The organism is Patescibacteria group bacterium (assembly GCA_041651155.1).
Taxonomy (GTDB): domain Bacteria; phylum Patescibacteriota; class Patescibacteriia; order CAIXNZ01; family CAIXNZ01; genus JAPLYF01.
The window spans coordinates 31,294-56,690 of record JBAZJU010000002.1 but is presented as its reverse complement, the minus strand read 5'-3'; the positions used below and the strand labels follow the sequence as shown (position 1 = coordinate 56,690).

Annotated in this window: 28 protein-coding genes and 3 tRNA genes; 18 read left to right on the top strand and 13 right to left on the bottom strand. The window is 36.6% G+C overall.

Going from position 1 to position 25,397, the window contains the following annotated elements:
* The first annotated feature begins 285 nt into the window (after positions 1-285).
* The 6 genes from WC460_02275 to WC460_02250 all read left to right on the top strand — a co-directional run bounded on the left by WC460_02275 (position 286) and on the right by WC460_02250 (position 6,337).
* A tRNA-Gly gene (locus WC460_02275) sits at positions 286-357 on the top strand.
* Between the two features lie 161 nt (positions 358-518).
* Positions 519-785 (top strand): hypothetical protein, encoded by a 267-nt coding sequence (locus WC460_02270; GenBank protein MFA5188166.1) that lies wholly within the window; start codon positions 519-521, stop codon positions 783-785.
* A 159-nt stretch (positions 786-944) separates the two neighbouring features.
* The gene (locus tag WC460_02265) at positions 945-3,257 is read left to right on the top strand and encodes a DNA translocase FtsK 4TM domain-containing protein (protein MFA5188165.1); all 2,313 of its coding nucleotides are present in this window, start codon (positions 945-947) and stop codon (positions 3,255-3,257) included.
* A 52-nt stretch (positions 3,258-3,309) separates the two neighbouring features.
* Positions 3,310-3,939, top strand: coding sequence for a helix-turn-helix domain-containing protein (locus WC460_02260; GenBank protein MFA5188164.1), 630 nt, complete (start codon positions 3,310-3,312; stop codon positions 3,937-3,939).
* Between the two features lie 115 nt (positions 3,940-4,054).
* Entirely contained in the window at positions 4,055-5,098 is a 1,044-nt protein-coding gene (recA, locus tag WC460_02255) for a recombinase RecA (protein ID MFA5188163.1), read from the top strand.
* 300 nt (positions 5,099-5,398) lie between these two features.
* The gene (locus WC460_02250; protein MFA5188162.1) at positions 5,399-6,337 is read left to right on the top strand and encodes a hypothetical protein; all 939 of its coding nucleotides are present in this window, start codon (positions 5,399-5,401) and stop codon (positions 6,335-6,337) included.
* 103 nt (positions 6,338-6,440) lie between these two features.
* Here the strand turns inward: WC460_02250 and efp are convergent, their stop codons facing one another.
* The 4 genes from efp to rpsF form a co-directional block, all read right to left on the bottom strand.
* Positions 6,441-7,007, bottom strand: coding sequence for an elongation factor P (gene efp, locus WC460_02245; protein ID MFA5188161.1), 567 nt, complete (start codon positions 7,005-7,007; stop codon positions 6,441-6,443).
* Between the two features lie 139 nt (positions 7,008-7,146).
* Positions 7,147-7,377 carry a 30S ribosomal protein S18 gene (gene rpsR, locus WC460_02240; protein MFA5188160.1) on the bottom strand — a complete coding sequence of 77 codons (231 nt, stop codon included), beginning with the start codon at positions 7,375-7,377 and terminating at the stop codon, positions 7,147-7,149.
* A 170-nt stretch (positions 7,378-7,547) separates the two neighbouring features.
* Positions 7,548-8,012, bottom strand: a complete 465-nt coding sequence (locus WC460_02235; protein ID MFA5188159.1) for a single-stranded DNA-binding protein — start codon at positions 8,010-8,012, stop codon at positions 7,548-7,550.
* 94 nt (positions 8,013-8,106) lie between these two features.
* The gene (rpsF, locus tag WC460_02230; protein MFA5188158.1) at positions 8,107-8,628 is read right to left on the bottom strand and encodes a 30S ribosomal protein S6; all 522 of its coding nucleotides are present in this window, start codon (positions 8,626-8,628) and stop codon (positions 8,107-8,109) included.
* A 384-nt stretch (positions 8,629-9,012) separates the two neighbouring features.
* On the opposite strand from rpsF, the gene WC460_02225 reads away from it, so the two are divergent.
* Positions 9,013-9,459 carry a histidine phosphatase family protein gene (locus tag WC460_02225; GenBank protein ID MFA5188157.1) on the top strand — a complete coding sequence of 149 codons (447 nt, stop codon included), beginning with the start codon at positions 9,013-9,015 and terminating at the stop codon, positions 9,457-9,459.
* Between the two features lie 108 nt (positions 9,460-9,567).
* Positions 9,568-9,969, top strand: coding sequence for a hypothetical protein (locus tag WC460_02220; protein MFA5188156.1), 402 nt, complete (start codon positions 9,568-9,570; stop codon positions 9,967-9,969).
* A gap of 406 nt (positions 9,970-10,375) precedes the next feature.
* Here the strand turns inward: WC460_02220 and WC460_02215 are convergent, their stop codons facing one another.
* Together WC460_02215 and WC460_02210 are read right to left on the bottom strand one after the other, a co-directional pair.
* Positions 10,376-11,740 carry a radical SAM protein gene (locus WC460_02215; GenBank protein MFA5188155.1) on the bottom strand — a complete coding sequence of 455 codons (1,365 nt, stop codon included), beginning with the start codon at positions 11,738-11,740 and terminating at the stop codon, positions 10,376-10,378.
* A 405-nt stretch (positions 11,741-12,145) separates the two neighbouring features.
* A complete protein-coding gene (locus tag WC460_02210; protein MFA5188154.1) occupies positions 12,146-13,201 on the bottom strand; it encodes a Fic family protein in 1,056 nt (351 codons plus the stop codon).
* Positions 13,202-13,211: 10 nt separating this feature from the next.
* On the opposite strand from WC460_02210, the gene WC460_02205 reads away from it, so the two are divergent.
* On the top strand, positions 13,212-13,355 hold the full coding sequence (locus WC460_02205; GenBank protein ID MFA5188153.1) for a hypothetical protein: 144 nt from the start codon (positions 13,212-13,214) through the stop codon (positions 13,353-13,355).
* 66 nt (positions 13,356-13,421) lie between these two features.
* Here WC460_02205 and WC460_02200 read toward each other — a convergent pair whose 3' ends face one another.
* Positions 13,422-13,979: a DUF4202 family protein gene (locus tag WC460_02200; protein ID MFA5188152.1), complete on the bottom strand. Its 558-nt coding sequence runs from the start codon at positions 13,977-13,979 to the stop codon at positions 13,422-13,424.
* A gap of 703 nt (positions 13,980-14,682) precedes the next feature.
* Between WC460_02200 and WC460_02195 the strand changes: the two genes are divergently transcribed.
* Positions 14,683-15,867: a methyltransferase domain-containing protein gene (locus WC460_02195; protein ID MFA5188151.1), complete on the top strand. Its 1,185-nt coding sequence runs from the start codon at positions 14,683-14,685 to the stop codon at positions 15,865-15,867.
* 386 nt (positions 15,868-16,253) lie between these two features.
* Here the strand turns inward: WC460_02195 and ychF are convergent, their stop codons facing one another.
* The 4 genes from ychF to WC460_02175 form a co-directional block, all read right to left on the bottom strand.
* Positions 16,254-17,330, bottom strand: a complete 1,077-nt coding sequence (ychF, locus tag WC460_02190; GenBank protein ID MFA5188150.1) for a redox-regulated ATPase YchF — start codon at positions 17,328-17,330, stop codon at positions 16,254-16,256.
* Between the two features lie 239 nt (positions 17,331-17,569).
* Positions 17,570-17,643: transfer RNA gene (locus tag WC460_02185), tRNA-Val, on the bottom strand.
* Positions 17,644-17,974: 331 nt separating this feature from the next.
* Positions 17,975-18,223, bottom strand: a complete 249-nt coding sequence (locus WC460_02180) for a hypothetical protein (protein MFA5188149.1) — start codon at positions 18,221-18,223, stop codon at positions 17,975-17,977.
* Positions 18,224-18,337: 114 nt separating this feature from the next.
* A tRNA-Arg gene (locus WC460_02175) sits at positions 18,338-18,409 on the bottom strand.
* Positions 18,410-18,821: 412 nt separating this feature from the next.
* Here WC460_02175 and WC460_02170 point away from each other — a divergent pair.
* Positions 18,822-19,103 carry a demethoxyubiquinone hydroxylase family protein gene (locus tag WC460_02170; GenBank protein ID MFA5188148.1) on the top strand — a complete coding sequence of 94 codons (282 nt, stop codon included), beginning with the start codon at positions 18,822-18,824 and terminating at the stop codon, positions 19,101-19,103.
* Positions 19,104-19,338: 235 nt separating this feature from the next.
* Here the strand turns inward: WC460_02170 and WC460_02165 are convergent, their stop codons facing one another.
* Positions 19,339-19,512 carry a hypothetical protein gene (locus tag WC460_02165; protein MFA5188147.1) on the bottom strand — a complete coding sequence of 58 codons (174 nt, stop codon included), beginning with the start codon at positions 19,510-19,512 and terminating at the stop codon, positions 19,339-19,341.
* Between WC460_02165 and WC460_02160 the strand changes: the two genes are divergently transcribed.
* From WC460_02160 to WC460_02135, 6 genes are all read left to right on the top strand, one after another.
* Entirely contained in the window at positions 19,511-19,678 is a 168-nt protein-coding gene (locus WC460_02160) for a hypothetical protein (GenBank protein ID MFA5188146.1), read from the top strand. The genes WC460_02165 and WC460_02160 overlap by 2 nt on opposite strands.
* Positions 19,679-19,797: 119 nt before the next feature.
* Complete coding sequence (locus WC460_02155) at positions 19,798-20,340, top strand: arginine decarboxylase, pyruvoyl-dependent (GenBank protein ID MFA5188145.1); 543 nt, start codon at positions 19,798-19,800, stop codon at positions 20,338-20,340.
* A gap of 406 nt (positions 20,341-20,746) precedes the next feature.
* Positions 20,747-21,778, top strand: a complete 1,032-nt coding sequence (locus WC460_02150) for a DNA recombination protein RmuC (GenBank protein MFA5188144.1) — start codon at positions 20,747-20,749, stop codon at positions 21,776-21,778.
* A 155-nt stretch (positions 21,779-21,933) separates the two neighbouring features.
* A complete protein-coding gene (gene rpsT / locus WC460_02145) occupies positions 21,934-22,233 on the top strand; it encodes a 30S ribosomal protein S20 (protein MFA5188143.1) in 300 nt (99 codons plus the stop codon).
* 132 nt (positions 22,234-22,365) lie between these two features.
* Positions 22,366-22,713 (top strand): response regulator, encoded by a 348-nt coding sequence (locus tag WC460_02140; GenBank protein MFA5188142.1) that lies wholly within the window; start codon positions 22,366-22,368, stop codon positions 22,711-22,713.
* 64 nt (positions 22,714-22,777) lie between these two features.
* On the top strand, positions 22,778-23,122 hold the full coding sequence (locus tag WC460_02135) for a response regulator (GenBank protein ID MFA5188141.1): 345 nt from the start codon (positions 22,778-22,780) through the stop codon (positions 23,120-23,122).
* 22 nt (positions 23,123-23,144) lie between these two features.
* On the opposite strand, the gene holA is transcribed toward WC460_02135, so the two are convergent.
* On the bottom strand, positions 23,145-24,116 hold the full coding sequence (holA, locus tag WC460_02130; protein ID MFA5188140.1) for a DNA polymerase III subunit delta: 972 nt from the start codon (positions 24,114-24,116) through the stop codon (positions 23,145-23,147).
* A 696-nt stretch (positions 24,117-24,812) separates the two neighbouring features.
* Between holA and WC460_02125 the strand changes: the two genes are divergently transcribed.
* Positions 24,813-25,361, top strand: coding sequence for a hypothetical protein (locus WC460_02125; GenBank protein MFA5188139.1), 549 nt, complete (start codon positions 24,813-24,815; stop codon positions 25,359-25,361).
* The last annotated feature ends 36 nt before the right edge of the window (positions 25,362-25,397 follow it).

The following is a 25,397-nucleotide window of genomic DNA, read 5'->3' as shown; positions in this document are numbered from 1 at the left end:
ATGATGGTGATGTCCCTCAACTAAATATAGGCGGCCGTTAGATTTGATTTTTTACGAAGCATATTTAAATAAATCAGATGCCTTGAGACGAGAAAAGTATTTTAAGACAACCAAGGGTAAAACGACTTTGAGGACAATGCTTTCCGAATATTTAAATAAATCGGGAAAAGAAAATAAAATAACTGCGTGCCCAGATAAAAGTTTATGGATGATTCGTTTAAACCATTTTTTCTCTAGCTGAGATAAAAGAAGGTTGAAGCTTTAAATGCACAAACTTTTATCTGGGCGGGTGTAGTACAATGGTTAGTATGCGACCCTTCCAAGGTCGAGATGCCGGTTCGATTCCGGTCACCCGCTTTGTGCGGGTTTAAAAACAACCTTAAATTTCCTATGCCGTTTTTTTATTTAGGCTGGAGTGGCCACAATAAATTTACAAAATTATAGATTAATATTATATTCATAAAGCCTTTAGTCTTCATTTTTATAAACTCTTATTCCCTAGCAAAAGGAGGAAAGGGATGGAACAGTTTGGACATAATCTCTTTATATTGGTTTACAGCTGGAGCTGTACTCTGCTGGTATATCTTATGCCTATTATCCTGACCGATTTGATCCTTTTGAATGGCAGAATAACTCGACGATTAGCAAGGCTTTTAGGCCAGGCAGCCGAAGGAATAGTAGATTTGATTTTTAGGTTGATCGGCACTGCTTTCCGAAGCTTAGGCATTGGAATCTGGAGAGGACTCAGAGGAACTAGAAAAAATCAAAATCGGCGCAGACAATAAGTTAAATAACATCACAATTATCATCTTGCTGATGGATGATGTCAAATCAATACTAGTTAGAGGCGAAAAATCGCCTCTCTTTTTTTGCTAAACTTTATTTTTTATGTTAAAATTCTATTAACAAAAGGGGCTAAATTGCGCTTTAATTTTTAAATTATTATGGCTAAAAACAAAACAAAAGACAGTGAATTTAGAAGGTTTAAAAAAGGGGTTTTAAAGACTGAAATCCATCCTGAAACCAAAAGATGGGTGGTGATTATTTTTATGTTTGCCCTGGCCTTTATCAGCCTGCTCGGCTTATTTAATTTAGCTGGCCGGGCCGGAGTATTTATTGATTCAGCTTTATCCTTATTTTTAGGCTGGGGAAAATATATTTTTCCGATCGTTTTGATTATTTGGGCGTATGCTTTGTTAAATAAAAATTATAAGATTAAACCAATAAATTATTTCGGCTTATTTTTATTTATTTTAAGTTTTACCGGCCTCTTACATTTATTTGTTCCGGTTAGCGAAGCAATTTTAGCAGTTGATCAGGGTCGCGGCGGCGGTTATATCGGCTTATTCTTAAGTTATTTTGCTTTAAATATTATGGGATTTTGGGCCAGCTTAATTGCGATTCTGGCAATTTTTATAATTTCAATTTTATTAATTTTGAATACTTCAATTGAAGATTTAAAAGAATCACGCTCAATTTTGGGCAGGATAATTGTTAAACTGCAGATCTGGTATTATAATCTGAAACTTAGATCAGCAAAAAATGACGAAGATGTTTATGAGGAAGATATTACGCCTCAAGCAGAACTTTCTCAAGCTGAAGCTTCAGAACATGAAGACAAGGAAATAACTTTTGCCAGTAAAAAAATTGAATCTAAAGAAAATGGGAAAAATGAACAGGAGGAATATAAGCTGGATGAACCAAAAACAAGAAAGGTTTTTCATAAAATTGATATGCCCTTAGATTTATTGGATGGCAAGGTCGGCAAGCCAACTTCAGGCAATATTGCTCAAAATAAATTAATAATCCAAAAAACTTTAGAAAGTTTTGGCATTCCCGTTGAAATGGGTGAAGTTGCAGTCGGACCGACAGTAACTCAATATACCTTAAAGCCATCAGAGGGTATTAAACTTTCCCGAATAACAGCCTTAAATGATGATCTAGCTTTGTCTTTAGCTGCCCATCCTCTACGTATTGAAGCGCCTATCCCTGGTAAATCTTTGGTTGGGATTGAAGTGCCAAATCAGTCAGTGGCGATTGTGCGTTTGCGCGAGCTTTTAGAAAGCCAGGAATTTAAACAGCGCAAGACTAATTTAACCTTGGCTATTGGCCGTGATGTCTCAGGCAAAACCTGGGTGGCGGATTTAGGCAAAATGCCCCATTTATTAGTGGCTGGCCAAACAGGTTCAGGCAAATCAGTGGCTTTGCATTCTGTCATTGTCAGTTTGCTTTATCAAAATGGGCCAGATACTTTAAAACTAATCATGGTTGATCCTAAGCGCGTGGAAATGCCTGCGTACAATAATATTCCCCATCTTTTAACGCCCGTGATTACTGATGTTAAAAAAACAGTTAATGCCTTGAAATGGACAATCGCTGAAATGGATAAGCGTTACATGCTTTTAGAAAAGATGGGTAAGCGCAATATTGATGATTTTAATAAAATTTCACAAGAAAAATTGCCCTATATTATTTTTGTAGTTGATGAAATGGCTGATTTAATGTCCAGCATGGGCCATGAAGTTGAGGGCTTAATTATTAGATTAGCGCAGATGGCGCGCGCTGTTGGCATTCATTTAATTTTAGCGACCCAAAGGCCGTCTGTTGAAGTTATTACTGGTTTAATCAAAGCCAATGTGCCGGCGCGTATTGCTTTTGCCGTAGCTTCTATTACAGACTCCCGCACAATCTTGGATTATTCCGGCGCTGAAAAATTAATTGGACGAGGCGATATGCTTTATACTTGCGCTGAACTTTCCAAGCCAAAACGTTTGCAAGGCGCTTTTGTTTCTGAGGCTGAAGTCACTCGAGTTGTGGAACATTTAAAACAAAGCGGAGAAAAGCCTGATTATGATACTGCGGTAATTGAAAAACAAAGCAAGCTTAATGGCGATGGTGAAATTGATTTTTCAGATCCAGACCAGGGTGATGAACTATTTGATGAAGCTAAAGAAATAATTTTGCAGGCTGGCAAGGCTTCAACTTCATACTTGCAAAGACGCTTAAAAGTCGGTTATGCGCGAGCCGCGCGTTTAATGGATTTATTGGAAGAAGCTGGAATTGTCGGCCCAGGCGAAGGCGCAAAACCAAGAGAAATTTTAGTGACTGAAAAAGAAGTTGATGAACCATCTTTTGATTCTGATGAAGCCGAAGAAGACGAAGAAGTAGTAAAAAAGGAAGATATTCTTGAAGAAGATAAAGACGAAGTTGATGATGAAGAAGCAGCAGAAGAAATTGATAAAAATAATGAATTTTAATTAAGCCATTGGCCATTAGCTATTAGGCATCAGAAAAAGGAAATTAAAATTTATGAAAGAGGAAACATTGGGTCGGGTTTTTAAAAGATATAGAGAAGCTGAAAATATTAAAATTGAACAGATAGAGAAGGCAACAAAAATAAGCAGGCGCATGATTTTAGCGATTGAAGAAGATAATTATAAAAATTTGCCGGATGATTTGTATACGAGAAATATTATCAAAACTTATGCCAAATATTTAGCCTTGGATTTTAACAAATTATTAAATTTGTACGAGGCAGGCAGAAAAATTTTTTCAGGCCAAAAAATTGAACAGCAAAAAATTGAAAAAATGAAGATTTATTTAACACCCCAGAGAGCTAGAAATATTGTAATTGTCTTAATTATTTTAGCTCTAGTCGGTTATTTAGCCTTGCAGGTAAAACAAATTTACCAACCGCCGCAATTGGAAATTTTTCAGCCGACAAAAAATTTAATTACTTCACAGAAATTTATTGAAGTTACAGGTAAAACAGAAAAAGAAGCGCGGGTTTATATTAATGAAAAAGAAGTATTTTTAGATTCCCAGGGAGGCTTTAAAGCAACCTTGGATTTGCAAAAAGGACTAAATGTTATTAAAATAAGTGCAGTGAAAAAGCAGGGCAAAGCTAATACGGTTTATAGGCAGATACTGGTGCAGTGATTGGGAATAGGAAATATGTAATAGGTAATAAGGATTGGTATTTTTATTTATTTATAATTAATATTCCTTTCCGTATTACATATTACATGTTACTTATTACTTATTACAAAATTTTATGGTAAAACAACAAGACCAGGGGGAAAGTCAAGAAAAACAAAAAGCAGCAGACATTGCCATCGCTCAGATAAAAGAAAGGTTTGGCGAAGGTGCGATCATGAAATTTGGCGAAGCCAAAACAATGCAAGTAGAGGCAATTACAACCGGCTGTTTGTCTTTAGATATTGCCCTGGGCGTTGGCGGAGTGCCGCGCGGCAGGATAATTGAGATTTTCGGGCCAGAAGCTTCGGGCAAAACAACATTGGCTCAGCACATTGTATCCGAAGTGCAAAAAGCCGGAGGAATCGCGGCTTTTGTTGATGCTGAGCATGCCTTAGATCCTGATTATGCGCGAAAAATCGGGGTTAATGTTGATAGTCTTTTAATTTCCCAGCCAGATACTGGGGAACAGGCTCTTGATATTGTGGAAACATTGGTGCGTTCTAATGCTGTTGATGTGATTGTGGTTGATTCTGTGGCAGCGTTAACACCAAAAGCAGAAATTGAAGGTGAAATGGGAGACCATCACATGGCTTTGCAGGCGCGTTTGATGAGCCAAGCTTTGAGAAAGTTAGCTGGTATAATTTCTAAATCTAGAACAATTTTAATTTTTATAAACCAGACTCGTCAAAAAATTGGCGTCTTTTTTGGCAATCCAGAAACAACAACAGGCGGTATGGCCTTAAAATTTTATGCTTCCATTAGAATTGAAGTGCGCCGCGCCGCTCAGATTAAGCAGGGTGATAAATTTATTGGCAACCGGGTTAAAGCCAAAATTGTGAAAAATAAAGTGGCGGCTCCGTTTCGTTCTTGCGAATTTGATATTATGTACAACGAAGGTATTTCAGTCAGTGGTGATACCTTGGATCTTGGCGTGGAAAAGGGTGTAGTTAAAAAATCCGGCAATTCTTATGTTTATGAAGACAAAAAAGACGGCGATATCAAATTAGGCGTAGGTCGGGAAAATGCTAAGGAATTTTTAAAAGATAACCCCAAAATTTTAAAAGCTATAAAAAAAGAGATTTGGGATAAGGTGGAAGAAGGTGAAGCTTTGGAAGAATAAGATTGGAAATAAGAAATATGTCCGGCTTCGGCTCTGTAACTTTTAGATAAATTAACACGGAAGGAAAACTTAGCCGAGACGAGAAATAAGTATTAGGGATAGGAAAAATAATATAAAAAAATCTCCGTTTTCGCGGGGATTTTTTTTGTGTGCTATCGCCGATTTTGGCTTGACATAATTAAAATTTTATGATAATCTATTTAATACTTTGAAAACAATTTGCACTTTGCAAATTCAAGAATAAAACCCTAAAAATAATGGCATATGGTGCCGAGGCACAAAGTGCCAAAGGAGGGAAAAATGTTATTGGCTTTTACCTTAATTTTGTGTGGTTACTTTGGGATTGCCGCAATACGAAGTCTTATCGTAGCAACAAGGGGTGATGAATGTGATGATTCAGAATTAATAGCCTGGGCAAAGAAACATCCTTACCATTTCCTTTTTAAAGGATGGGCGATAAGATATGACAAGGAGGCTGCTTTGTGGGCGCTTTTCGGCATTCCTCTTGCGCTTGCCTCATGGATTGCTCCATTTGGTATATTGTTACAAGGCAATCTTAGATATTTTGCCTTATGGCCTTTTTGTATCGGAGGTATGGGGCTGTATTTTTCGGTGGCAATGGGATATTGGCTTTATCCAAGAGGAACTTTTAGTAGGATTTGGCAAAAGGCAAAAAATTGGTGGCAGTCGCGTGTACCGGCAGAACTGGCTGAAGCGCAGAAATACCAAAAAGCGCTCAAAGCTATCATTAAAGACAAAAAGCGACAGAAGCAGCTTCAGCCAATCTTGAAAAAGATTGACAAGCTGGTCAAGGCAGAACTGCCAAGACTGCTAAATTTAAACATTGAGCTTGGCGTTGAGGTCATTGACGCACAAAAAACCATTAATCGACAAAAAGATAATGGGATTTGCGACGGCGAAGAAGCTCTAATGGCTGAATCTGAAAAAGGGCTGGAAATTCTGCTGCAACGTCAGGAAAATGTTAAAAAGCGAATAGCTTATATTCTATCTTCACTTGACCATATGAGTGTTCGTTTTGACCTAATAATGAGTGCAGAATCAACTGATCAAGGCCAGAAAGAGATCAGCGAAGTCCTTGAAGACTTGGACATTATGCTCAAGGCCAAACAGGACGTGGATGGCCTTTTCCATGAGCTTGCCATGAATGGCGTGCCAGAGCTTGAACCTCTCTCTCAATCAGTGACTGCATCAAAGCAAAAAAATTTAGTTATATCATAAAAAAAAACAACCAAGGCGTCGGAAATCCGGCGCCTTTCAAATTTGGTAAATAAAAAATCGGTTTTGATGGTTCGACTATGCTCACCATGACAAAACCGATTTTTTACGCTCGGCCGACGTATTCTTCGGTATCAGTATTTACCAAAATCATTTCCCCTTCTTTGACAAATAATGGGGCATTAATAACAGCGCCGGTTTCCAGAGTGATTTGCTTGGAAACATTTGAGGAGCTGTCGCCTTTAACGCCTGGAGGAGAGGAAGTCACTTTTAAAGTCATTTTAATTGGCACGTTTACATTAATTGGTTTACTGTCAAAATATGAGACTTCGCAATCAGTCCCGTCTTTTAAAAATTTGATCTTGTTGCCGATTTGGTCAAGCGGAATGGAAAATTGTTCAAAGGATTTATTATCCATAAAATAAGCAGCTGTATCGTCTTTATAAAGATAATTAGCTTTGCCTTTTTCCATATCAGCCTCCTCAACTCTTTCACCTGGCTTAAATGAGTATTCTAAAATTTTGCCAGTAATTAAATTTTTAAGCTTTGTTTGCATTACAGGTTTTCTTTGCTGCATGCGCACAAATTTGGCCTCCATTACAATGTAAGGATCGCCATTATAGATAATATTGAGTCCCTTTTTAATGTCGTTTAAGGTAGAAATTGTTGCCATATTTTTTATAGGTTTAAAAGGTTTTAGAGGTTATAAAGGCTTTTAGGTATAAATGTGAAAAAGATCATGAGATAAAAGGATTTTTTAAAAAACATTTTTACCTATTTTCTTATAAAACCTATAAAACCATTTTTAAATTTTATTTTGGAAGATAAGGAAGAATCGCCATATATCTGGCTCGTTTGATGGCATTTGATAATTTGCGTTGATGTTTGGTGCAGACGCCGCTTCTTCTGCGTGGAACAATTTTGGAATATGAAGAAATAAAACGACGTAAAAGCTGTCCATCTTTATAGTCAATATCTCTAATGCTATTAACACAAAAATAGCAATATCTTGGTTTTTCTAAGGGGTTGGTTTCTTTAGGCATAGTGTGGAATTATGAATTATGAGTGATGTCAGCCAGAGGCTGATCCGCCTTTGGCAGAAATTATGAAATATAAAATTTGAAAGCCATTAGGCCATAGTGCCATTTGGCATTAGTGCTAAGAATTTTTTAATACCTATAGCAAATACCTCATGGCTAGTGGCTTTTTGGCTTTAAAAAGGAATATCTTCCAGCTTAATTTCATCGCTGTCAGATTCTGATTCAATTTTTGGGGCCGGAGCCGGTTCTTCAATGGTTGGTAAATCAGAATGCGCGCTGGATGCCTGGAAGCTAGAGCCAGAGCCAGCGCCTTTGCTGTCCAACATAATCATATTATCAGCAATAATTTCAGTCCTGTATCTTTTTATTCCATCCTGGCCGGTCCAGTCGCGTGTCTGCATTCTGCCCTCAATATAGACCTTGCTCCCCTTTTTTAAATACTGGCCGATAATATCAGCTAATTTTCGCCAGGCAACAATGTTATGGAATTCTGCTTTTTCTTGTTTCTGGCCATTAGCGTCTTTCCAGACAAAATTTGTGGCCACGCCAAAGCTGGCGACTGAAACTCCGCTGGGAGTTGTTCTGACTTCCGGATCTCTGGTTAAATTGCCAATGATCATGGCTTTGTTTAGGTTCATAGTTGTAAAATTATGAATTATGAAATATGAATTATGAAATTATTTAGGAATGTTGTTAAGTTGTAAGGTTGTTAAGTTGTAAAGTCGTTTAGTTTTATAGTTTATTTGTGTCAAGGATCTCATCAAGCTTTTTATCCAGGTCTTCAAGGCTGATTTTTTCTTTGCCGGTTTCTTTCTTTGGTTTTTCTTTAACCTCTTCTTTGGCAGCTTTCATTTTTTCTATTTCTTTTTCTTTTCTCTTAGCTAATCTTTCCTGAGATTCTTTTTCTTTGATAATTTCCGCTTCTGTTTTGATTTTTTTCTTAACAATAATAAATCTCAAAACTTCGTTGCTCAGACTAAGCGCGCGGTTAAGTTTTTGTAAGTTTGCTTTAGGCAAATCAAATTCATAAAGCAGATAATAAGCATGGCTATTGTGTTTTATGGTGTAAGATAATTTTTGCTTGCCTAAATCGTCATCTTTGGTAATGGTGCCTTCATTTTCTTTGATCAAGGAGGCGACTTTTTCTACAATCGGCTTTAATTCCTCAGCCGTGTAAGACATGGGGAGAATGTAAAGCAATTCATAATGATCTAGTCTTGGTGAAAGTTTTTCGTCTTGTTGTTCGTCGGTCATAAGTTGGTTTGTTAGGTTATGTTAAGTTATATTAAGTTTTATGAGGTTGTATAAGGTTGCAGTGAGTCAGTTCCAATTTATCCGTGTAATCCGTGAGCAAAAATCCGTGGTTAAAAAAAATCCCGACGGCGGGACTTCATAAATAATAGCAAGAGCTACTAGAAATCGCACCGTTGAAACCTCGGAATCGGGTTTCATTACCCTTTAACAAATAAAGTCAAGGGCATGGCCCTCCTCCGCATAAAGCTACGGAGGGCGTAGGAAGGGTGTTTTAAATTGTAAATACATCTTAGCAAAGACTTTAAAATGCGTCAAGTTCTTCTTGACAAAACTATATAAAAGTGCAAAGATTATAGCAAATCTGAATTTATAAGGAGGTAAATAATGAAAACGCTTATAATTGTAAGACATGGAGACTATTATGGTCCTCATCTCAGCGATTGTGGTCGTAATCAAATGAAAGCGCTCGGTGAGAAATTACAGGCAATTATAAATGGATCGTCCGTGCTTCTTTTCACCTCAATCGCTGGGCGCGCCAAAGAGAGCGCAGAAGTTCTTGGTACAGTTCTCGGCATTGGTTTTGAAGAGCACGAGATTCTGTGGTCTGAATGCGACCATCGGGAAGACTTGCCTGGCACGCTCAAGCTTGTTCGTTCTCGCAAAGACGAGGCTGATGTGCTTATTCTAGTTACTCACTACGAATATGTTGACGAGTTCCCATCATATTTTGCCATTCAGGAATTGGGAGTTCAACTGCGTTCTAAACTGATCGGCAAAGGCGAGGCGTGCGTACTTGACTGTCAACAAAAAACGCTGGAACATGTCTGCTAAACACAATCTTATTTACGCAGTTTTGGCATTTTTCTTCCCAAAAATCTCAAGTTGCTTATTGATATATTAGTAAAGGCAGATAATCGAAATCAGAAAGGAGTGAGAGCAATGGATGAAACAGACCCAAAAAAAAGAAAAAGTGAAGAGTTCAAGAAAAGGCAAGAATTTCGAATCAAAGCAAAGGATGCCCTTTGGAAATCCAGAAGCGGCACCAGTGCCGACTATGATGTTTTCAAAAAAATCGTCACCGAGAATCTTGATGACGAGGGGAAGGGCCAGTTGATAGGCATAATGGCTTTTCATCTTGGAGGTTTCAACTTCATCATGGAGCAAGCCAAGGACAAGAAATTTACGGCGTTTGTCGCATACCACTGGACAATGGATTGCGACAGGGACTTCATGAAACTCGTTCGTCTCGGTCAGGTTCTGACGGATTCGTCAGAAGAAAAGGAAAAGTTTCAAGAGATCAAAGAGTTTTTCGAAAAGTTTGAGAGGGAAAATGTTAAATAACACAACTGCTGGGAAAAGTATAAATGAAACAGTCCTACGTTCACGATCCAAGACCGCTAATTGCGTCTCCATGAGGAGACGCTTTTTCTTTCCAAAAATCTCAAAAGAGCACTAATTAAAAGATAAAAAAGTTTGTATTTTTAAAATGAAGTTGTTATGTGATTTAGAAAATATTTTAATTTTGCGGAGGAATAAACTAACAAGTTTTTTCCAATTCTGCTATAACTTTATCAATTATCTGATCTGCTGCTTTAATGTCTTCTTTCGTAGTGAGCCCTTCAGCGTTTCCAATTTTTCTTTTGTCAAAAATGGATATTTCATTTTGTAGGTCATCTGGCAGCCAGATACGCCGTGTTAGCTGATGTAAATTAATTCACGAGCGATAGCAAGTATTATTCGGGCAATTTTATTTTAATTTTCCCTCAACCCCTTTAAATTCATTGGCCTGCTCTGGTTTCCTGTCTACACTATAACCAAACACACCTTCGCTTTTTAGATAATCAAACATTTCTGTTTCAAATTCTCTAACTTCTTTTGCTGAAACATTGCTATGGCTATCAATCCAGCTATTTGTCATTTCTCTTTGCTCATCTCGTGATAAGTATCCACTTTCATCAAATTTCACAAATAATCCAGGACAAAGTCCAGCTTCTCGCATTTTTTCAAAATCTTTCGAGCCTGGTAGCATTTCAATTGGAAAAATTCCAACTGCTTTTATTATATCCCTATAGTTTTCTGTCATCCATCTTACTCCATTTCGTACAGATTCTAAAGTTTCCAAGCTTTCTTCGGCAGAGCCTAAAACAATTCCTGCTCTAAAACTTATTCCATTTGATTTGAGCGCATTTAGACATTTTTCCAAAGTCTCTCTTTTGCGAAATGACTTATTTTCTTGCTTTAATGCCTCTTCGCTAAAATGGTCGATTCCCAAATACACTTCTGAAATTCCAGCTTCTTTTAATAATTCAGCAACTTCAGCATCGACCGATGGAACTGTTAGATAAGCATATTTTTCAGCTTTTATGCCTTTGGCTTTTCTTATTTCAATATATTTTTTGAGCCATTCAACTTTTTCATGTGGACTTACAGATGGTATAAATTGATTGGCAACATCATAAAAACGGTCGGGATGAAATTGTTGCTCAAGAACTCTCTCGTTTTCCAAATATTCCTCAATTGTCATTTCGCTTTTCACCTCAACATTTTGCAAAGAGCAAAATGAGCATGGCCCTTTCATGCTAGAAATTGCCCAAGCGCATCCTGGACCACCAGGCCCCTGAATAGTAAGCTGAGAAAATCCAACTTCCTTTTTTTGCGTCTCCATTCGTTCTTTTATTTGCCAAAAATGATCAAATGAAACGCCAGAAAACTTTTTCTCTTTTTCATTCATAACCCAGCCCGCATATTCTCCTTTTAAATTTCCAACTTCTAAATCTCTTAATAATTCTGGCAGGATTTTCTCGGCGTCGCCCACACAAACCGCATCAATATTTTTATTTTTCAAATATGCTTCGCGCGCCAATGGGACGAGCTGCCCGCCGATTATAATTTTTATCTTTTCGCCGAATACATGTTTTAATTCTTCAATATATTTTAGCGTGCGTTCAGAATTGTAAAGTAATAAAGTGAAAAGTAGAGCGGTAATTTTCCCTTCACTTATATCGTTTTCGATTAATCTTCTGATTTTATTTTTTGTTTCAGCTTCGCCAGGAAATGCTTCATCAATTCCAATGATGTCATTTCGCCCTAATTCCTTTTCAATATTAAGCAAAGTCGCCACGGTGCTTGATGGCGAAATAAGGGTATCGAACTTTTCTTCTTGGTCTTTTATTTCAGCTACTTTGGGATTTAAATGTATGTTAATTAGCATATTAAAATTTAGATTAAAAGGGTAAAATTAAAATAAAATTAAGGGCAAATAAAATTTCCGATAACGTTTCGGGATATCTGATGTTGTTCGTTTTGAATTAGTTATTTATAGTATATCTTGATTATCTTAAGACGAACAATATGGGCGGACCCTGAGCGGAACGAAGCGGAGTCGAAGGGGTAGCCAGCTATACTTTTCTTTTTCCGTTCCTGCCTGCCGGCAGGCAGGTTGGACGCTGTGTCCGCCTCTGGCGGGAAGGGCGGAGGGGAATTAAATGGGCAAATGCAAACTGTAGCCATATCGCTTTTAATTGGCAATATAAGCAGTATTTTTTCCTTTACCTGTTGCCTTAATCATCTTGATCTTTTTCAATTTTTGTAATTGCAATTGTGCCGATCTGCGCGGGCAGGATAAAACATCCTCTACATCCTTGACGGCAATACGGCCGACTTGATCCAAAAAATCAATAATTTTTAGTTGTTCAGGGGTAAGGTAAATTTGCGACTTGATTTTTCCATCAATATGACGGTTGGATAATGGCAAAATCCTATTTTTCACCTCATCAATTTCCTTTTTAAATCCTTTGATAAAATATTCGAGCCACGAAGTAATATCCGTGCGCCGCTCGTCATACGTTTTTCCCACGTTAATGGCTTTATAATACGCTTGTCTATTGGTATTATAATAATCTTCCAAAGCAAATAAGCGACGGAAGTCATATCCTCTTTGATAAAGCATTAGCGTGGCCAAGGCGCGAGCGGTACGGCCATTGCCATCATTAAACGGATGAATAGCAGCCAGTTCCAAATGGGCAATCCCGGCCACAATCACCGGATTTATTTCTTTTGCTTCGCTATCTTTAAGCCAAGCAGTAAAATCAGCCATGAGTTTTGGCACCTGTTTGGCTTCCGGCCCGGTATATAGGGTTTCTTGCGGTACGCCGAACTGCCGTCGCACCACATAAATTGGCCCTGGTCGGTAGCGGCCGGAAAATTGCGGAGCCAAGGTTTTATCCGTTACTAATTTATGAATTTTTAAAATCACTTTTTCAGATATCGGTTTTTTATCAGCTGCAATTTTTTCTATGTATTTTAGAGCGTTTAAATAATTTTTAACTTCATAAACATCCCGATCCGGCGCATCTACTTTTTTTTTAGCATAAAGCGCTTCTACCTGCCCCATGTTTAATTGATTGCCCTCAATCTCGGTAGAGTGGTGGGTCATGCGGATAATGGCTTGCCGGCGCAATTTTATTTCTTTTTGGGGTAAAATTTTGGCACGTTCAATAATACCTTTGGCCTCGGCAATGGCAGTAATATTCGTTAAAATTTTATTTGTTAGCTTGTACTGCGGATTGAACATATTATGAAGTATGGATTTTTTAGACTACGCTGGCATTATATCACAAAATAGCGGTTCGCGCAAGATTCGCGCAAGATTCGCGCAAAGAAAATTGTTAGGCGCCTGCCTGCCTGCCGGCAGGTTAGCCGTAAAAAGAAAAGCATGTTTCATATAACGTTTCGGGCTATCTGAAGTTTCACTGAATGAAATGAAGTGAAATTTGGGCGTTGACAGAAAAAAATCATTTACTATTTATCGCTTCCTTAAATAATTTTGCGGATTCTGCATTTTTGAAATCTATCTGATTAACCATTGATTTTGCTTTGTCGTTCAATCTATCGTACATAAATTTGATTTTGTCTGTCGTCTCTTCTTGAGTATGTGTCTGGCGATAATGTGGCAAATCGTTAAAAAACGTGATACTGTCAGCTTCCATTAATATTTCAACATCGCCCTCGCCGCCAATTTCGTGATTTTCAATCAAGTGCCTAACCTTGTCTATCGTGGTTTCGTCAAAATTATGTTTTTTTAGTATATCACACATTATTTTGGCGGATAATAAGGCGTGCTCTTTTTTATATTCATCATAAGTCGAAAATTTTGCCTTCATTTTTCGGTAGTCTTCAAAACTTCTATCGATATCATGGCCTAGGGCGGCGATTTGAAGTGCAATGTCCGCATCTGGTTTAAGTTTTAGAACCCACTGCCAAACCGACTGCGAATGATCGTACTCAGTTTTGTCCGTTGCATTTTTAGTAAGCGTTTTAATTTCCTCTAAGACAAAATCAAATTTATTCATAAAAGAGAGAAAAGATAAATAGTAAATGAAATTTTTCCTCTGGCGGAGCCAGATAGCCCGTGTTGTGCGATGTGCTGACACCTTTTTTCCTTCAGCATTTCTTACAACTCGTTTCTATGCGCACACACTTCATCTTTAATGCTTGATTTAGTATCAGAAACGAGTTATATGTTATAAGTGAATTACTTTAATCTTATTATAAAAAATGCAACTTGGGAAGCTTTTTTACTCATAATTAGTTATGTTTAAAAATGCGTCAAGTTCTTGACTTTTTTAGGCAGATAATTTAACCTGTAAATATCAACGGAAGAGCTGTATTAAGGAATGCTGGCGCTCGTTTCTTCGGAAATGGGGTTGGCGGGACGCTTTTTAAAAACAAAACTATCTTTGCGGAAATTGCCTAGGCAATGGCCATGACAAATGGGGTACGACCCACAATCCTTTATGGATATGTGATAACGCAAGAAGATACTTAAATTCTGGGCGTTATATAACACTTAAGGCTCCCCTTGCCTGGTGTTTACATGGGCTTGAATTAAGCAATTTCCAATAATCAAAGTTAGTGGCGTTTTTTAAAAGCTAGCGCTGTTTTTCCTAAAGGTTCATTCCATACCTGGGAAATATGCGGGTCGCTCCGTTGATACAAAAGACTGTCCCATACAATTCAGGCGGTCTTTTTTCTTTATATGGTATAATAATTTATATGCAATACTATTTTATCCTAGGCAAAAATCCAATCCTCTCCAAGGCGGAAATTGAAGCTGTTTTGGAATTTGAAGAATTTAGAATTAAGAATATAGAATTTGGAGAAAAAGTCTTGATTATTGAAACAGAAAAGGAATTAGATGTCAACTGGCTTAATAACCGTTTGGGAGGAACAGTTAAGATTGGGAAAATTTTAGACACGATTTCTTCTTTAGAAAAATTTGAAGAAAAGTTTTTTGATTTAATTAAATTTGGCGAAGGCAAAGTATTTTTCGGCTTTAGCCTATACTTGCTAGACAAAAAAGTGTCTTTGCAAAAGCTACAAAAGAAATTAATTCCGGTAGCAATGGAAATAAAAAGAATTTTACGCGAAGAGAAAAATGTTAATTCTAGATATGTTGTTTCTAAAGAAATGGAATTATCATCGGTTATAGTCAAAAAAAATAAATTACTTCAGAATGGAGCGGAAATTTGTTTTTTAATTAAGGATACTGAAATTTTGGTTGGGCAAACTTTGGCTGTCCAGGCGTTTGAAGAATTCGGGGCCAGGGATTTTACCAGGCCTGGCCGCGATCAGGTCTCTGGCATGTTGCCTCCTAAGCTAGCGAGGATAATGATTAATCTGGCGCAAATAAAAGAAGATGCGCAAATTTTAGATCCTTTTTGCGGCTCTGGCACTATTTTGCAGGAGGCCTTAATTTTGGGGTATAAAAATCTGATAGGCAGTGATAAAAGTGAAAAAGCGATTAAGGATACGAAAGAAAATCTTAACTGGCTTAAAGAAAAATATCAGCTGAACACCAATAATGTTCAGGTTTTTAGCCTGCCAGTTGAGAAATTAACTCAAAAAATAAAACCAAATTCCATAGATGCAATTATTACCGAGCCATTTTTAGGGCCGCCAATTAAAGGCAATGAAAGCTTAAGCCAAATTGAAACAATTATAAAGGTGTTAGATTCGCTGTATTTAAAGGCTTTTAAGGAACTTAAAGAAATCCTTAGAAAACAAGGCAAAATAGTGATTATTTTCCCAGTATTTCATCTTAGAAATGTAAATACAAAGCTTGATATTATAAATAAAATAGAACAAATAGGATTTAAAAAATTAAATAAGGAAGAATTAATGTACTTTAGAGCCAACCAATTAATTTGGCGGGATATAATTATTCTAGAAAAAATTTAAAATAATATATTCAAAATTAAAACCGCTCCGAATAAATCCGGAGCGGTGTTTTTTCTGCAAAGGTAGAGGCAATCCTCCTTTCTTGTGGACATCAGGTTTATTTGAAACCAGCTAAACCTGATGAGGGGTGTTTCCCCTTAGATATAAGATCACCTCCTTTCAGCGATTCAGCATAATAAGTTTCAGTTCTTCGTGTCTTTGATGGCGGATGTGGTACATCTTTTTGCTACCTCCTCCATTTTTTTATTTTGGTGAATTTCGCCAGAAACTTACGTCTTTGATACATTAGCGCCCTAGACTTAAAATGTTCTCTCAAAGACATGCCTCCTTTCTCTTAATTAAATTCTAGCATTTTCAATAAAAAATATAAATTTGGTTATCCACAGCTATTTAGAAAAATGAAAAATAACAGTATCCCCATCTTTAATCACATAGTCTTTACCCTCCATCCTGATAAGACCTTTTTCTTTAGCTTTTATCCAGTTGCCGATATTTAGCAGATCTTGCCAATAAATAACTTCCACTCTAGCAAAGCCTTTTTCAAAATCAGTATGAATTTTACCAGCAGCCTGTGGCGCTTTTGTGCCTTGAGTCAATGTCCAGGCTCTTGTTTCTTTTGGTCCCGTGGTTAACATAGAAATTAGATCCAATAGTTTATAACCGGCAATTATCATTTTTTCCAAGCCGGTTTGTTTTATCTGTAAGTTATTTAAATATTCCTTGACCTCACTTTCACTAAGAGTTGATAATTCTGCTTCCATTTTACCACAAACTAAAATAACTTCATCAGGATTTAAATCTAAATTTATTTCTTTTAAAATTTCAGGCGCTTCTTTTTTTAAATCCGTTTCAGCAATGTTAATTATATACAGACATGGTTTTGCAGTTAAAAAATTATATTCTTTAATACTAATTTTTTCTTCATCTGAAAATATAATATCTTTAATTAAGATATTATTATTCAAATTTTCTTGCAGCTTTTTAAGGAGAATAGTTAAATCTTTAAAAGCAAGGTCATTTTTAATTGAATCTAATTTTTTCTGGATTTGGGCTAAATCAGCCATGGCCAACTCAAGGTTTATAATCTCTAAATCTAATTTTGGGTCAATTTTTTGTTCAACATGCACAACGTTTTCATCTTTGAAGTGTCGTAAAATATGACAGATTACATTACATTCCCTAATGTTAGATAAAAATTGGTTGCCCAATCCTTCTCCTTTATGTGCGCCTCTAACCAATCCAGCAATATCTGTAAATTCAATGGTAGAATAAATAATCTTTTCTGAATTTGACATGACAGCAAGTTGATCAAGCCGGTCATCAGGTACCTTAACACACCCAATATTAGGATTAATGGTGCAAAATGGATAGTTTTGAGCATCAACCTTTTGGCGAGTTAAGGCATTAAATATGGTTGATTTGCCTACATTGGGTAGGCCAACAATAGCAATGGATAATGACATGTAAATTAGTAATAAGTAATTAGTAATAAGTAATAATGTTGTTTTGTGGGCTGTGCTTAACGACATTCGTCGGCTCAGTAGCCGACTTCCGTCTGTAAAGGCCGAAGACCGACCGTCTAAAGCTTCGTAGGACAAAGGTGGGCAATACTGGGTTTGAACCAGTGACCTTACGAACCTGCCTTCGTATGGCCATTGCAGGGCTTGAATCTGCGACCTCTTCAATCCGCCTTCATAAGTATTGGGATTAAGAGGACTTGAACCTCTGACCTTACGGATGTGAACCGTACGCTCTGACCAACTGAGCTATAATCCCATAATTTCGGCGGACAGGTGTGAATGAAGCGCTCTAGCCAACTGCCTGCCCGCCGAAGCGTATGCGTAGGTGTGAGCTAAATGGCCATATTTGCTAATAATTTTTAGAATTTATATACTACGGCAGGCAGGTGTGAATCGTACGCTCTAACCAGCCCCAAAGGGGCCCTTTTAGGCTGGAGCTAATTGCCCTTAGTAAAAATAGGATAAACATCCACAAATGGTGTCATTTTAGGGTTGCCTGCCAGCCGGAGCTCCAAAGGTGCATAGGTGGGAGCTAAATAGCCATATTATTGTAATTTTTACCGAAGGTGGCTCTATTACTGGCGTATTTATTCAATAATTGGATAATCTGGATGAGAATTTAGCCATTTTTGAACAGGTTCTTTTTTAGCTGGATATAATGAAATTCCATTAGAAATACCCTTTTCCAGAGCCCTTTTTGCCGGAGTACTATCATTTCTTACCCTAAATATAATGCTTTGCTTATCATTGATTTTTGCTTCCCAAAAACTAAAAATTCCATCAGCAAATGTATAAAATTGTAAATTTTGTTGTTCCAAGGACTCTTTATTTGGCATATTTTAGCATATTCATTTTAAAGCAAAATTTTATATTTTGACCATAAGGACTTGAGCCCTTTAGCTCTCCCACTCTGAATGTACTCCGGCTGGCAGAGCTATAAGGCCAAAATATGTCCCCGAGAGGAATCGAACCTCTATCTAGAGCTTAGGAGTCTCTCGTTCTATCCGTTGAACTACGGGGACTTATTTAATTGTCAGTGTATCCGTTGTCAGCCAGAGGCCTGGCCTTGGCCAAGACAGGCTGATCCGCCTTGGGCGGAAACTACAGGGACTTATTTATTTATAGTAAATTAACACTTTTATTGCTAATATTAGCCTATATTTTAAAAATGTTTCACGTGAAACATTTTTAATGTAAAATTGAGCTTATTAGCAAAATTTAAGTAATTTTAGGAAAAAACAAGTGTCGTAATAAGTAATAATTTTGGTAATTTTGTCATTACAATAATATATTTACTATCTAATGAATAAAAGCATGTACAAAAAATATTTAAGAAATTCACAAAAGAGATTTTTGAATATTTCTTTGTTAGCCAATAAATGATAAAATTAAGATATACTAATCATATAATTTATTATTAACTTAGACAAGTCTATGATGTCACAAATTCCTATTAATTTAGACAAATCTAATAAAATTGAAATTGATCAGGAAATTTTAAGAGCAGGTATTATTGCCGAATTAGATGCAATTAATCTTTATGAACAGATGGCTGCCATGACCAACAATTCTGAAATCAAAGCCATCTTACAAGATATTGCTAAAGAGGAAAAAACACATGTTGGCGAATTTCAGGCCATGCTTTTAAAATTAGATTCTGAACAAGTTGATGAACTGACAGCTGGGAAAAACGAAGTTGAAGAATTAATTAAATAATTAGTAATAGGCTTGATAGCTGATATTTATGTATATCCCAATAATTTTAGGAACCGCACAACAAGGTCGCGAATCTATAAAAACCGCCAAATTCAAACTGAAACAAGTGCAAGCCTTTTGGTTTTGAAAAAAAATGATTAAAGTTAAAAATTTTAGAATTGCAGCGACTAATCGTGAAGGGAAAATTGTCCAAGCCAAAAATTTGCCAAAATAATTAAATGCGATGATGGCTTAATTATTGTTTCACCAGAATATAATCATGGTTATCATGGCGAAATAAAAATAATGCTTGATCTGCAATACACAGAATACTTTCATAAGCCTTAGGAATTTGCGGCGTATCAAGCAGCTGTCTTGGCGGGCTTAGGATGGTTGAACAATTACTCTTAGTTTCAATTGAATTACACATGATGCCAATTCGTGAAGATTTATATTTTTCAAATGTTAAAACTTGTTTTGACTCAAAAGGAAATTTAATTGATAAAAGTTATTTGGCACGTTGCAAAATATTTTTCACAGAATTAAAGTGGTGCGCCGAAACTTTAAAATCAGGCAGGGAAAAATATTTTATTTAAATTTGCGAAGTTATCAACAACTGGCAGACCCTGGTTGTTGTTTTTTTATATTTTATATTTTATAATTTTAGTTAGAGCCTTGAAAAAGCTTTTAATTTAAATTTAAAAAATTAAAAAAAATGGTACCAAGTAAAATGTTTTTTACAAAAGGCGTTGGAGTGCACAAAGAACGATTAGCATCCTTTGAATTAGCTTTACGCGATGCGGGTATTGAAAAATGTAATTTAGTTTATGTTTCCAGCATTTTCCCTCCAAATTGCCAAACTATAACTAAAGATAAAGGTAAAGAGTTATTAAATCCGGGACAAATTACATATTGTGTTATGGCAAAAAGTGAAACCAATGAACCAAATCGTTTGATTTCAGCTTCAATAGGCTTGGCAATTCCAAAAGATCGGACACATTATGGTTATTTATCAGAGCATCATTCACATGGAGAAACATGCCAAAAGTGCGGATATTATGCTGAAGATTTAGCCGCCACCATGTTAGCCACAACTTTAGGCATTCAATTTGATCCTGATAAAGCCTATGATGAAAGAAAAGAAGAGTATTTAGCCAGTGGTTATATTTTTAGAACATCAAGCATAACACAATCAGCTGAAGGCAATAAAGACGGGCTTTGGACAACAGTTATTTCTTCTGCAGTATTTTTGGAATAATGACCATTTATCATAAAAAGAGGCTATTATAACCTCTTTTTTTAATTGAAAAGGAGCGCAATTTAATGCGCTCCTAGCTCGAAGCCATTGCAGTGTCCGGCTGCTAGCCACTCGCACCCAAACGAGTTACACTACAACTGGGTTTAACACTGGTGTAGAGCCCAACTCTACAGAATTTTAAGTTTACGAGGCACAAACCAACCGGAGGGAATTTGACCAGAATTTTTGGATAAATTACTCTGATCAGATTCATAATTGATTCAGACCCGGTTTGCTTAAAATCCCAGTACGCCGGTGTTTTCCGAGCATTGTCTAGATTATCAAAAAATTTTTGGTTTGTCAAGATCTAAGGGGTGATTGCTCTTTTGGACATTTGCTGATAAAATAGGAATAATTATATAAATTTATGGATTTATTCTCAATCATAATTTTACTAGTCATTATAGCTGGTTTTGCAGCCATTCTTTTTATGCTGAACAAAACAAGTCAAGGGAAAAAAGATGACCAGTCTTTGGTTTTGCTGCAAAATCAGATAAATGAACTTAATAAAGTCTTGGGAGACGGGTTAAATAATACACACAAAACAATTCAGGAACAGCACGCGCAAAGTTCCAGAATAATTCAGGGTGTGACAGAGCAATTAACAAAGATTACGGAAACCAATAAACAGGTGATGGGTTTTGCCGAGCAATTGCAGAGTTTGGAAAATATTTTGACCAATCCCAAACAGCGCGGTATTTTAGGCGAATATTTTCTGGAAACATTGCTAAAAAATGTTTTGCCGCCGGCTTCTTACCAAATGCAATATAAATTTAAAAATGGGGAGATTGTTGATGCGGTAATTTTTGTTAAAGACAAGGTTATTCCCATTGACTCTAAATTTTCATTGGAAAATTATAATAAGATTGTGGAAGAAAAAAATCCAGCAGAACGCGAAAAATTAGAAAAACTTTTTAAGCAGGATTTGAAAAACAGGATTGACGAAACTTCCAAATATATCAGGCCAAGTGAGAAAACAATGGATTTTGCTTTTATGTTCATTCCATCCGAAGGAATTTACTACGATCTTTTGATTAACCAGGTCGGGGCGATTAAAGTTAATACGCGCGATTTAATTGAATATGCTTTTAAAGAAAAACACGTGATAATAACTTCACCAACTTCATTTTTTGCTTATCTGCAGACTGTTTTGCAAGGTTTAAAAGCTTTACAAATTGAAAAATCAGCCCAGGAAATCAGGGAAAAAGTTGAAGACTTGCAAAAGCATTTACTGGCTTATGATGAATATCTGAAAAAATTAGGCAACAATCTGGGCACAACAGTCAATATGTACAATTCTGCCTCCAAAGAGTTTAAAAAAATAGATAAGGATGTAACTAAAATTACAGGCAAGGAAACAAAAATTGAACTTTTAGAAATTGATAAACCGCAGACTTAAATCCTTGACTTCATAATAATAATCTGATACCATTTCTTTAATACTACAGATTACAGATATATACAGATTTACAAATCACTAAATCAGCATATCTGTAACTATCTGTAATCTGTATTTCATTTCATAGTTCATAATTCATAATTCAGAATTCATCTATGCCAATTAAACAACAGTCAAAGAAATCCTTGCGCCAAAGTATAAAAAGATCAGCTCATAATTTGGCAATTCGCGAGGATATTAAAACCCTGCTCAAAAAAATCCATAAGGCCATTGATAAAAATGAAGCCAAAGACAAGGTTGAGGCCATGATTAAAGAGGCGCAGAAAAAGCTGGATAAAGCAGCGCAAAAAAAGATTTTTAAGAAAAACATGGTAGCTAGAAAATTATCCCGTTTGGTTAAATATCATCAGAAAGGCGGAAGCGCTGCAAAAAAAGAAGAGAAAAAATCAGAATAAAATAAACAAAAATAGAGCTCGTAAGGCTCTTTTTTGTTTAGTGCTAGGTCAATCACGCTGCTTGCTAGCGACGTGGTTGACAAAATCGCCTAGATATGCTAAACTAGTAGATAATTTTACAAAGGAGGCAGTATGAAAATATTGCTTGTAGATGATTTAGAGCGTATGCGCAACGCAATCAAGTGGCTTTTACGGCCTAAGAAAGATTTTGAAATTGTTGAGGCTGAAAATGGTCAGCAAGCCTTAGAGAAATTAGAGCAGGAAAAATTTGATTTGCTGATCACGGATTATCAGATGCCCGTTATGGACGGGCTCAACTTAATTAAACATGTGCTGGCAGATCCGCAATTTGCAGGAATGCGCATCATTCTGATGTCAACTCATCCACGCGAAATTTTTAAACTTCAGGAGGGAGTTGACTATTGCGATAAAAACGAATTGGATAAACTCAAAGACATGGTTAAAAAAGAGGCTCAATGAGCCTCTTTCTTTTTTCTTATAATGTGGTAATATTATATTTACACAATCAACTAAGGAGGAAATGGTGAAAATTCTATTTGTTGATGATGATGAAGGGGTGAGGATTTCTATCCCAGATTTTTTAAAAGATTTGGGTCACGATGTTTTTGCAACAGAAGACATTGAGCTGGCTATGTTTATGGCCGGACGATTCCCATTTGACGCTCTGATCATAGATTTTAACATGCCTGTGATGAACGGCATTGACTTGATTAATGCGCTTAGAAATCATGAGTCTTGTTCAAAATGCCCGGCTAAAGTCGTATTAATTTCCGATGAGCGTCCTAATAATTTGCCGGTAAACGTGAAGTTTTTTAAAAAGCCGTTTGAGATCGTGGATCTGGAGAAAATTTTGACAGAGGCTGGATAAAATTCAGCCTCTTTTTTTTTATTTAAATTTGGGCGATAAAGAGGTCAAAAAGAACCTTGGGTTTTGATTGGGAGGTTTTGAGTTTAAAGTCAAGGTCTAAAAGGAGCTGGTAAATTTGTTTAAGCTTAGCAAAAGTGAAATTTTTAACCTGCCATAATGCTTTTTGAGCTACAAAAGGATGAATGCTTAAATCTTTAGCAATTAAATCTTTGGTAATTTTAGGATGCTCATTTATTAAATCTTTAATTTCCAGTAAAATTCTAAACTGGCGAATTAGCATGGAAAGCAAATACATTTCGTCAGCTTCCAAATTAAATTGGTCTGACATTAATTTAAAAGCCAGTTTTTTATTATTATTGCCTAAGGCATCAACCAAATTAAAAATATTGTCATCAAATTTGGCTTTGACCAGATTTTCAATGTCAGCAGCGGTAATCGGCTTGGTTTGGCAATAATTTGTGAGCTTAGTAATCTCATTGGCCATTTGCCAGAGGTCATTGCCGACAGTGGCGGCTAATAAAGCAATGGTCTGGTTATCAATTTTGCCTCCTTGCGTTTCAATTTCTTTTTTGACCCAGGCATTAAGTTGGGCCGGTCTTAAGGGCTCAAATTCTTCAGCCAGTTTTTCTTTGGCTAGTCGTGTCCAAAGCGCGTCTTTGCCCTTGGTTTTGGAATGGCTGGCGCTTTCCCAGAAAACCAGGATATTTTCGTCTTTAGCGTTTTGGTCAGTTGAATTTAAAAGTTCCACCACTTCTTTCTGGATTTCCTTGGATTTATTTTCAGAAATTAAATTTTTTATAATAATCATTCTTTTGCGCGCTAAAAACGGGCTGGCTTTGACCTGCTGGTTAAATTCTTCAAATTTAAGCTTGGCACCGTCTAAGGTGGTTAAGTTCATAGAAGTACTATCAACTTCTTTGAGGAACTTGGCTTTGATTTGGGTGAGTTTCTGATTTGATCTATACGTATCTTCACCGTATAAAAATATTATCATAGGTTTGTATATGAAAATGCAGTAATACGTAATAGGTAATAAGAAATACGGATGGGAAGATTATTTAAATATAATTTATATTCCTTTCCGTATTACATATTACTTATTTCTTATTTCAGCGGTAGCTTTATTTTAGCACAATCAGCAATTTCCGTAAGTCTTGACAAAACCTCCAAAATATGCTAAGATTAGAGTTATTGAAATCTGGAGGTTTCAATAGTGTGCGGGAGGGCGCAAAGGTGCCTTTCCCGCGCATAAAGTTTTTTTGAAAACAATTTAAGGAGGTAGTAAAATGTTCATTTTAGATTTCTTCGCGAAAATAATCTTGTTATCTGTTTTTGTGGTGGTAGGGTTTGGAATCCTTTTTTCGTTCCTGGGACTTATCTCGTGCTTCAGTAGCCGTCACGTAACAGATTCACCCTTCTTCCTTAATATCTGTATTATGGTAATTTCAATTTTTGCCTTGATTACAGATATTCGTTTTATGCACCTCTTGCGGTAACTCAAATAAAAATTTTAGGTGAGCCATATTCTCATGGGAACTGACTCACCTTTCGTCTTTAGCCCAGGAAATTTTTTCATGAGCTGAAAAACGGATTGAACTTTTAAATAAATAGAAGCGATGCCTTACGAGGTATCAGAGAATGAGCTTTAATATCCGCTTAAAGCGGAAGAAAGGAATGAGGTACAGCTATCATGTTTAGCGGAATCAGACGGGTCGTTTCCGTTGATTATACGCGTACACCTGAAGAAGTAATTAATGCTACTGGTCGGGTTATATCCAAGGAAAGCATTGTGATAGTGACCATACCCGAATGCGAGATCAAAAATAGGGATAAGGCCGAAATAGCATTCACTCACCGGAAAGAATATGTGGAAACCGATGCATTAAGAACTATGCCTGCATGCGAGACCCAAAAAAAAGATAATGTTGAAGTCGTATTTTTCACTCTTTTCAATGGGAAAGTGGATTATATCCCCTTTATAGATTTGGATAGAGAGTTTAAAAATCGGGGGATGATCTATGACCCTTATGCGGTTGCAGCAGTCAATGAGAATGAACTCGAATTTGCGGATGAGTTCCCTAACATGGCTCTTTGGAAAATCCAAGACCAAGATTGGGGCTACGCCATTTTTTATAGAGATGAAGATGGTTGCGGTCGCATTGTTAGTGTCAGAAGAAGTTATGCTGGCAGCAATAGTGCATTTGAAAATGTAGTTTGGTTCGGCGGTGTGCGTAAGTAGGCTCTATCTTTCATAAACACAACAACCCATTTGGAC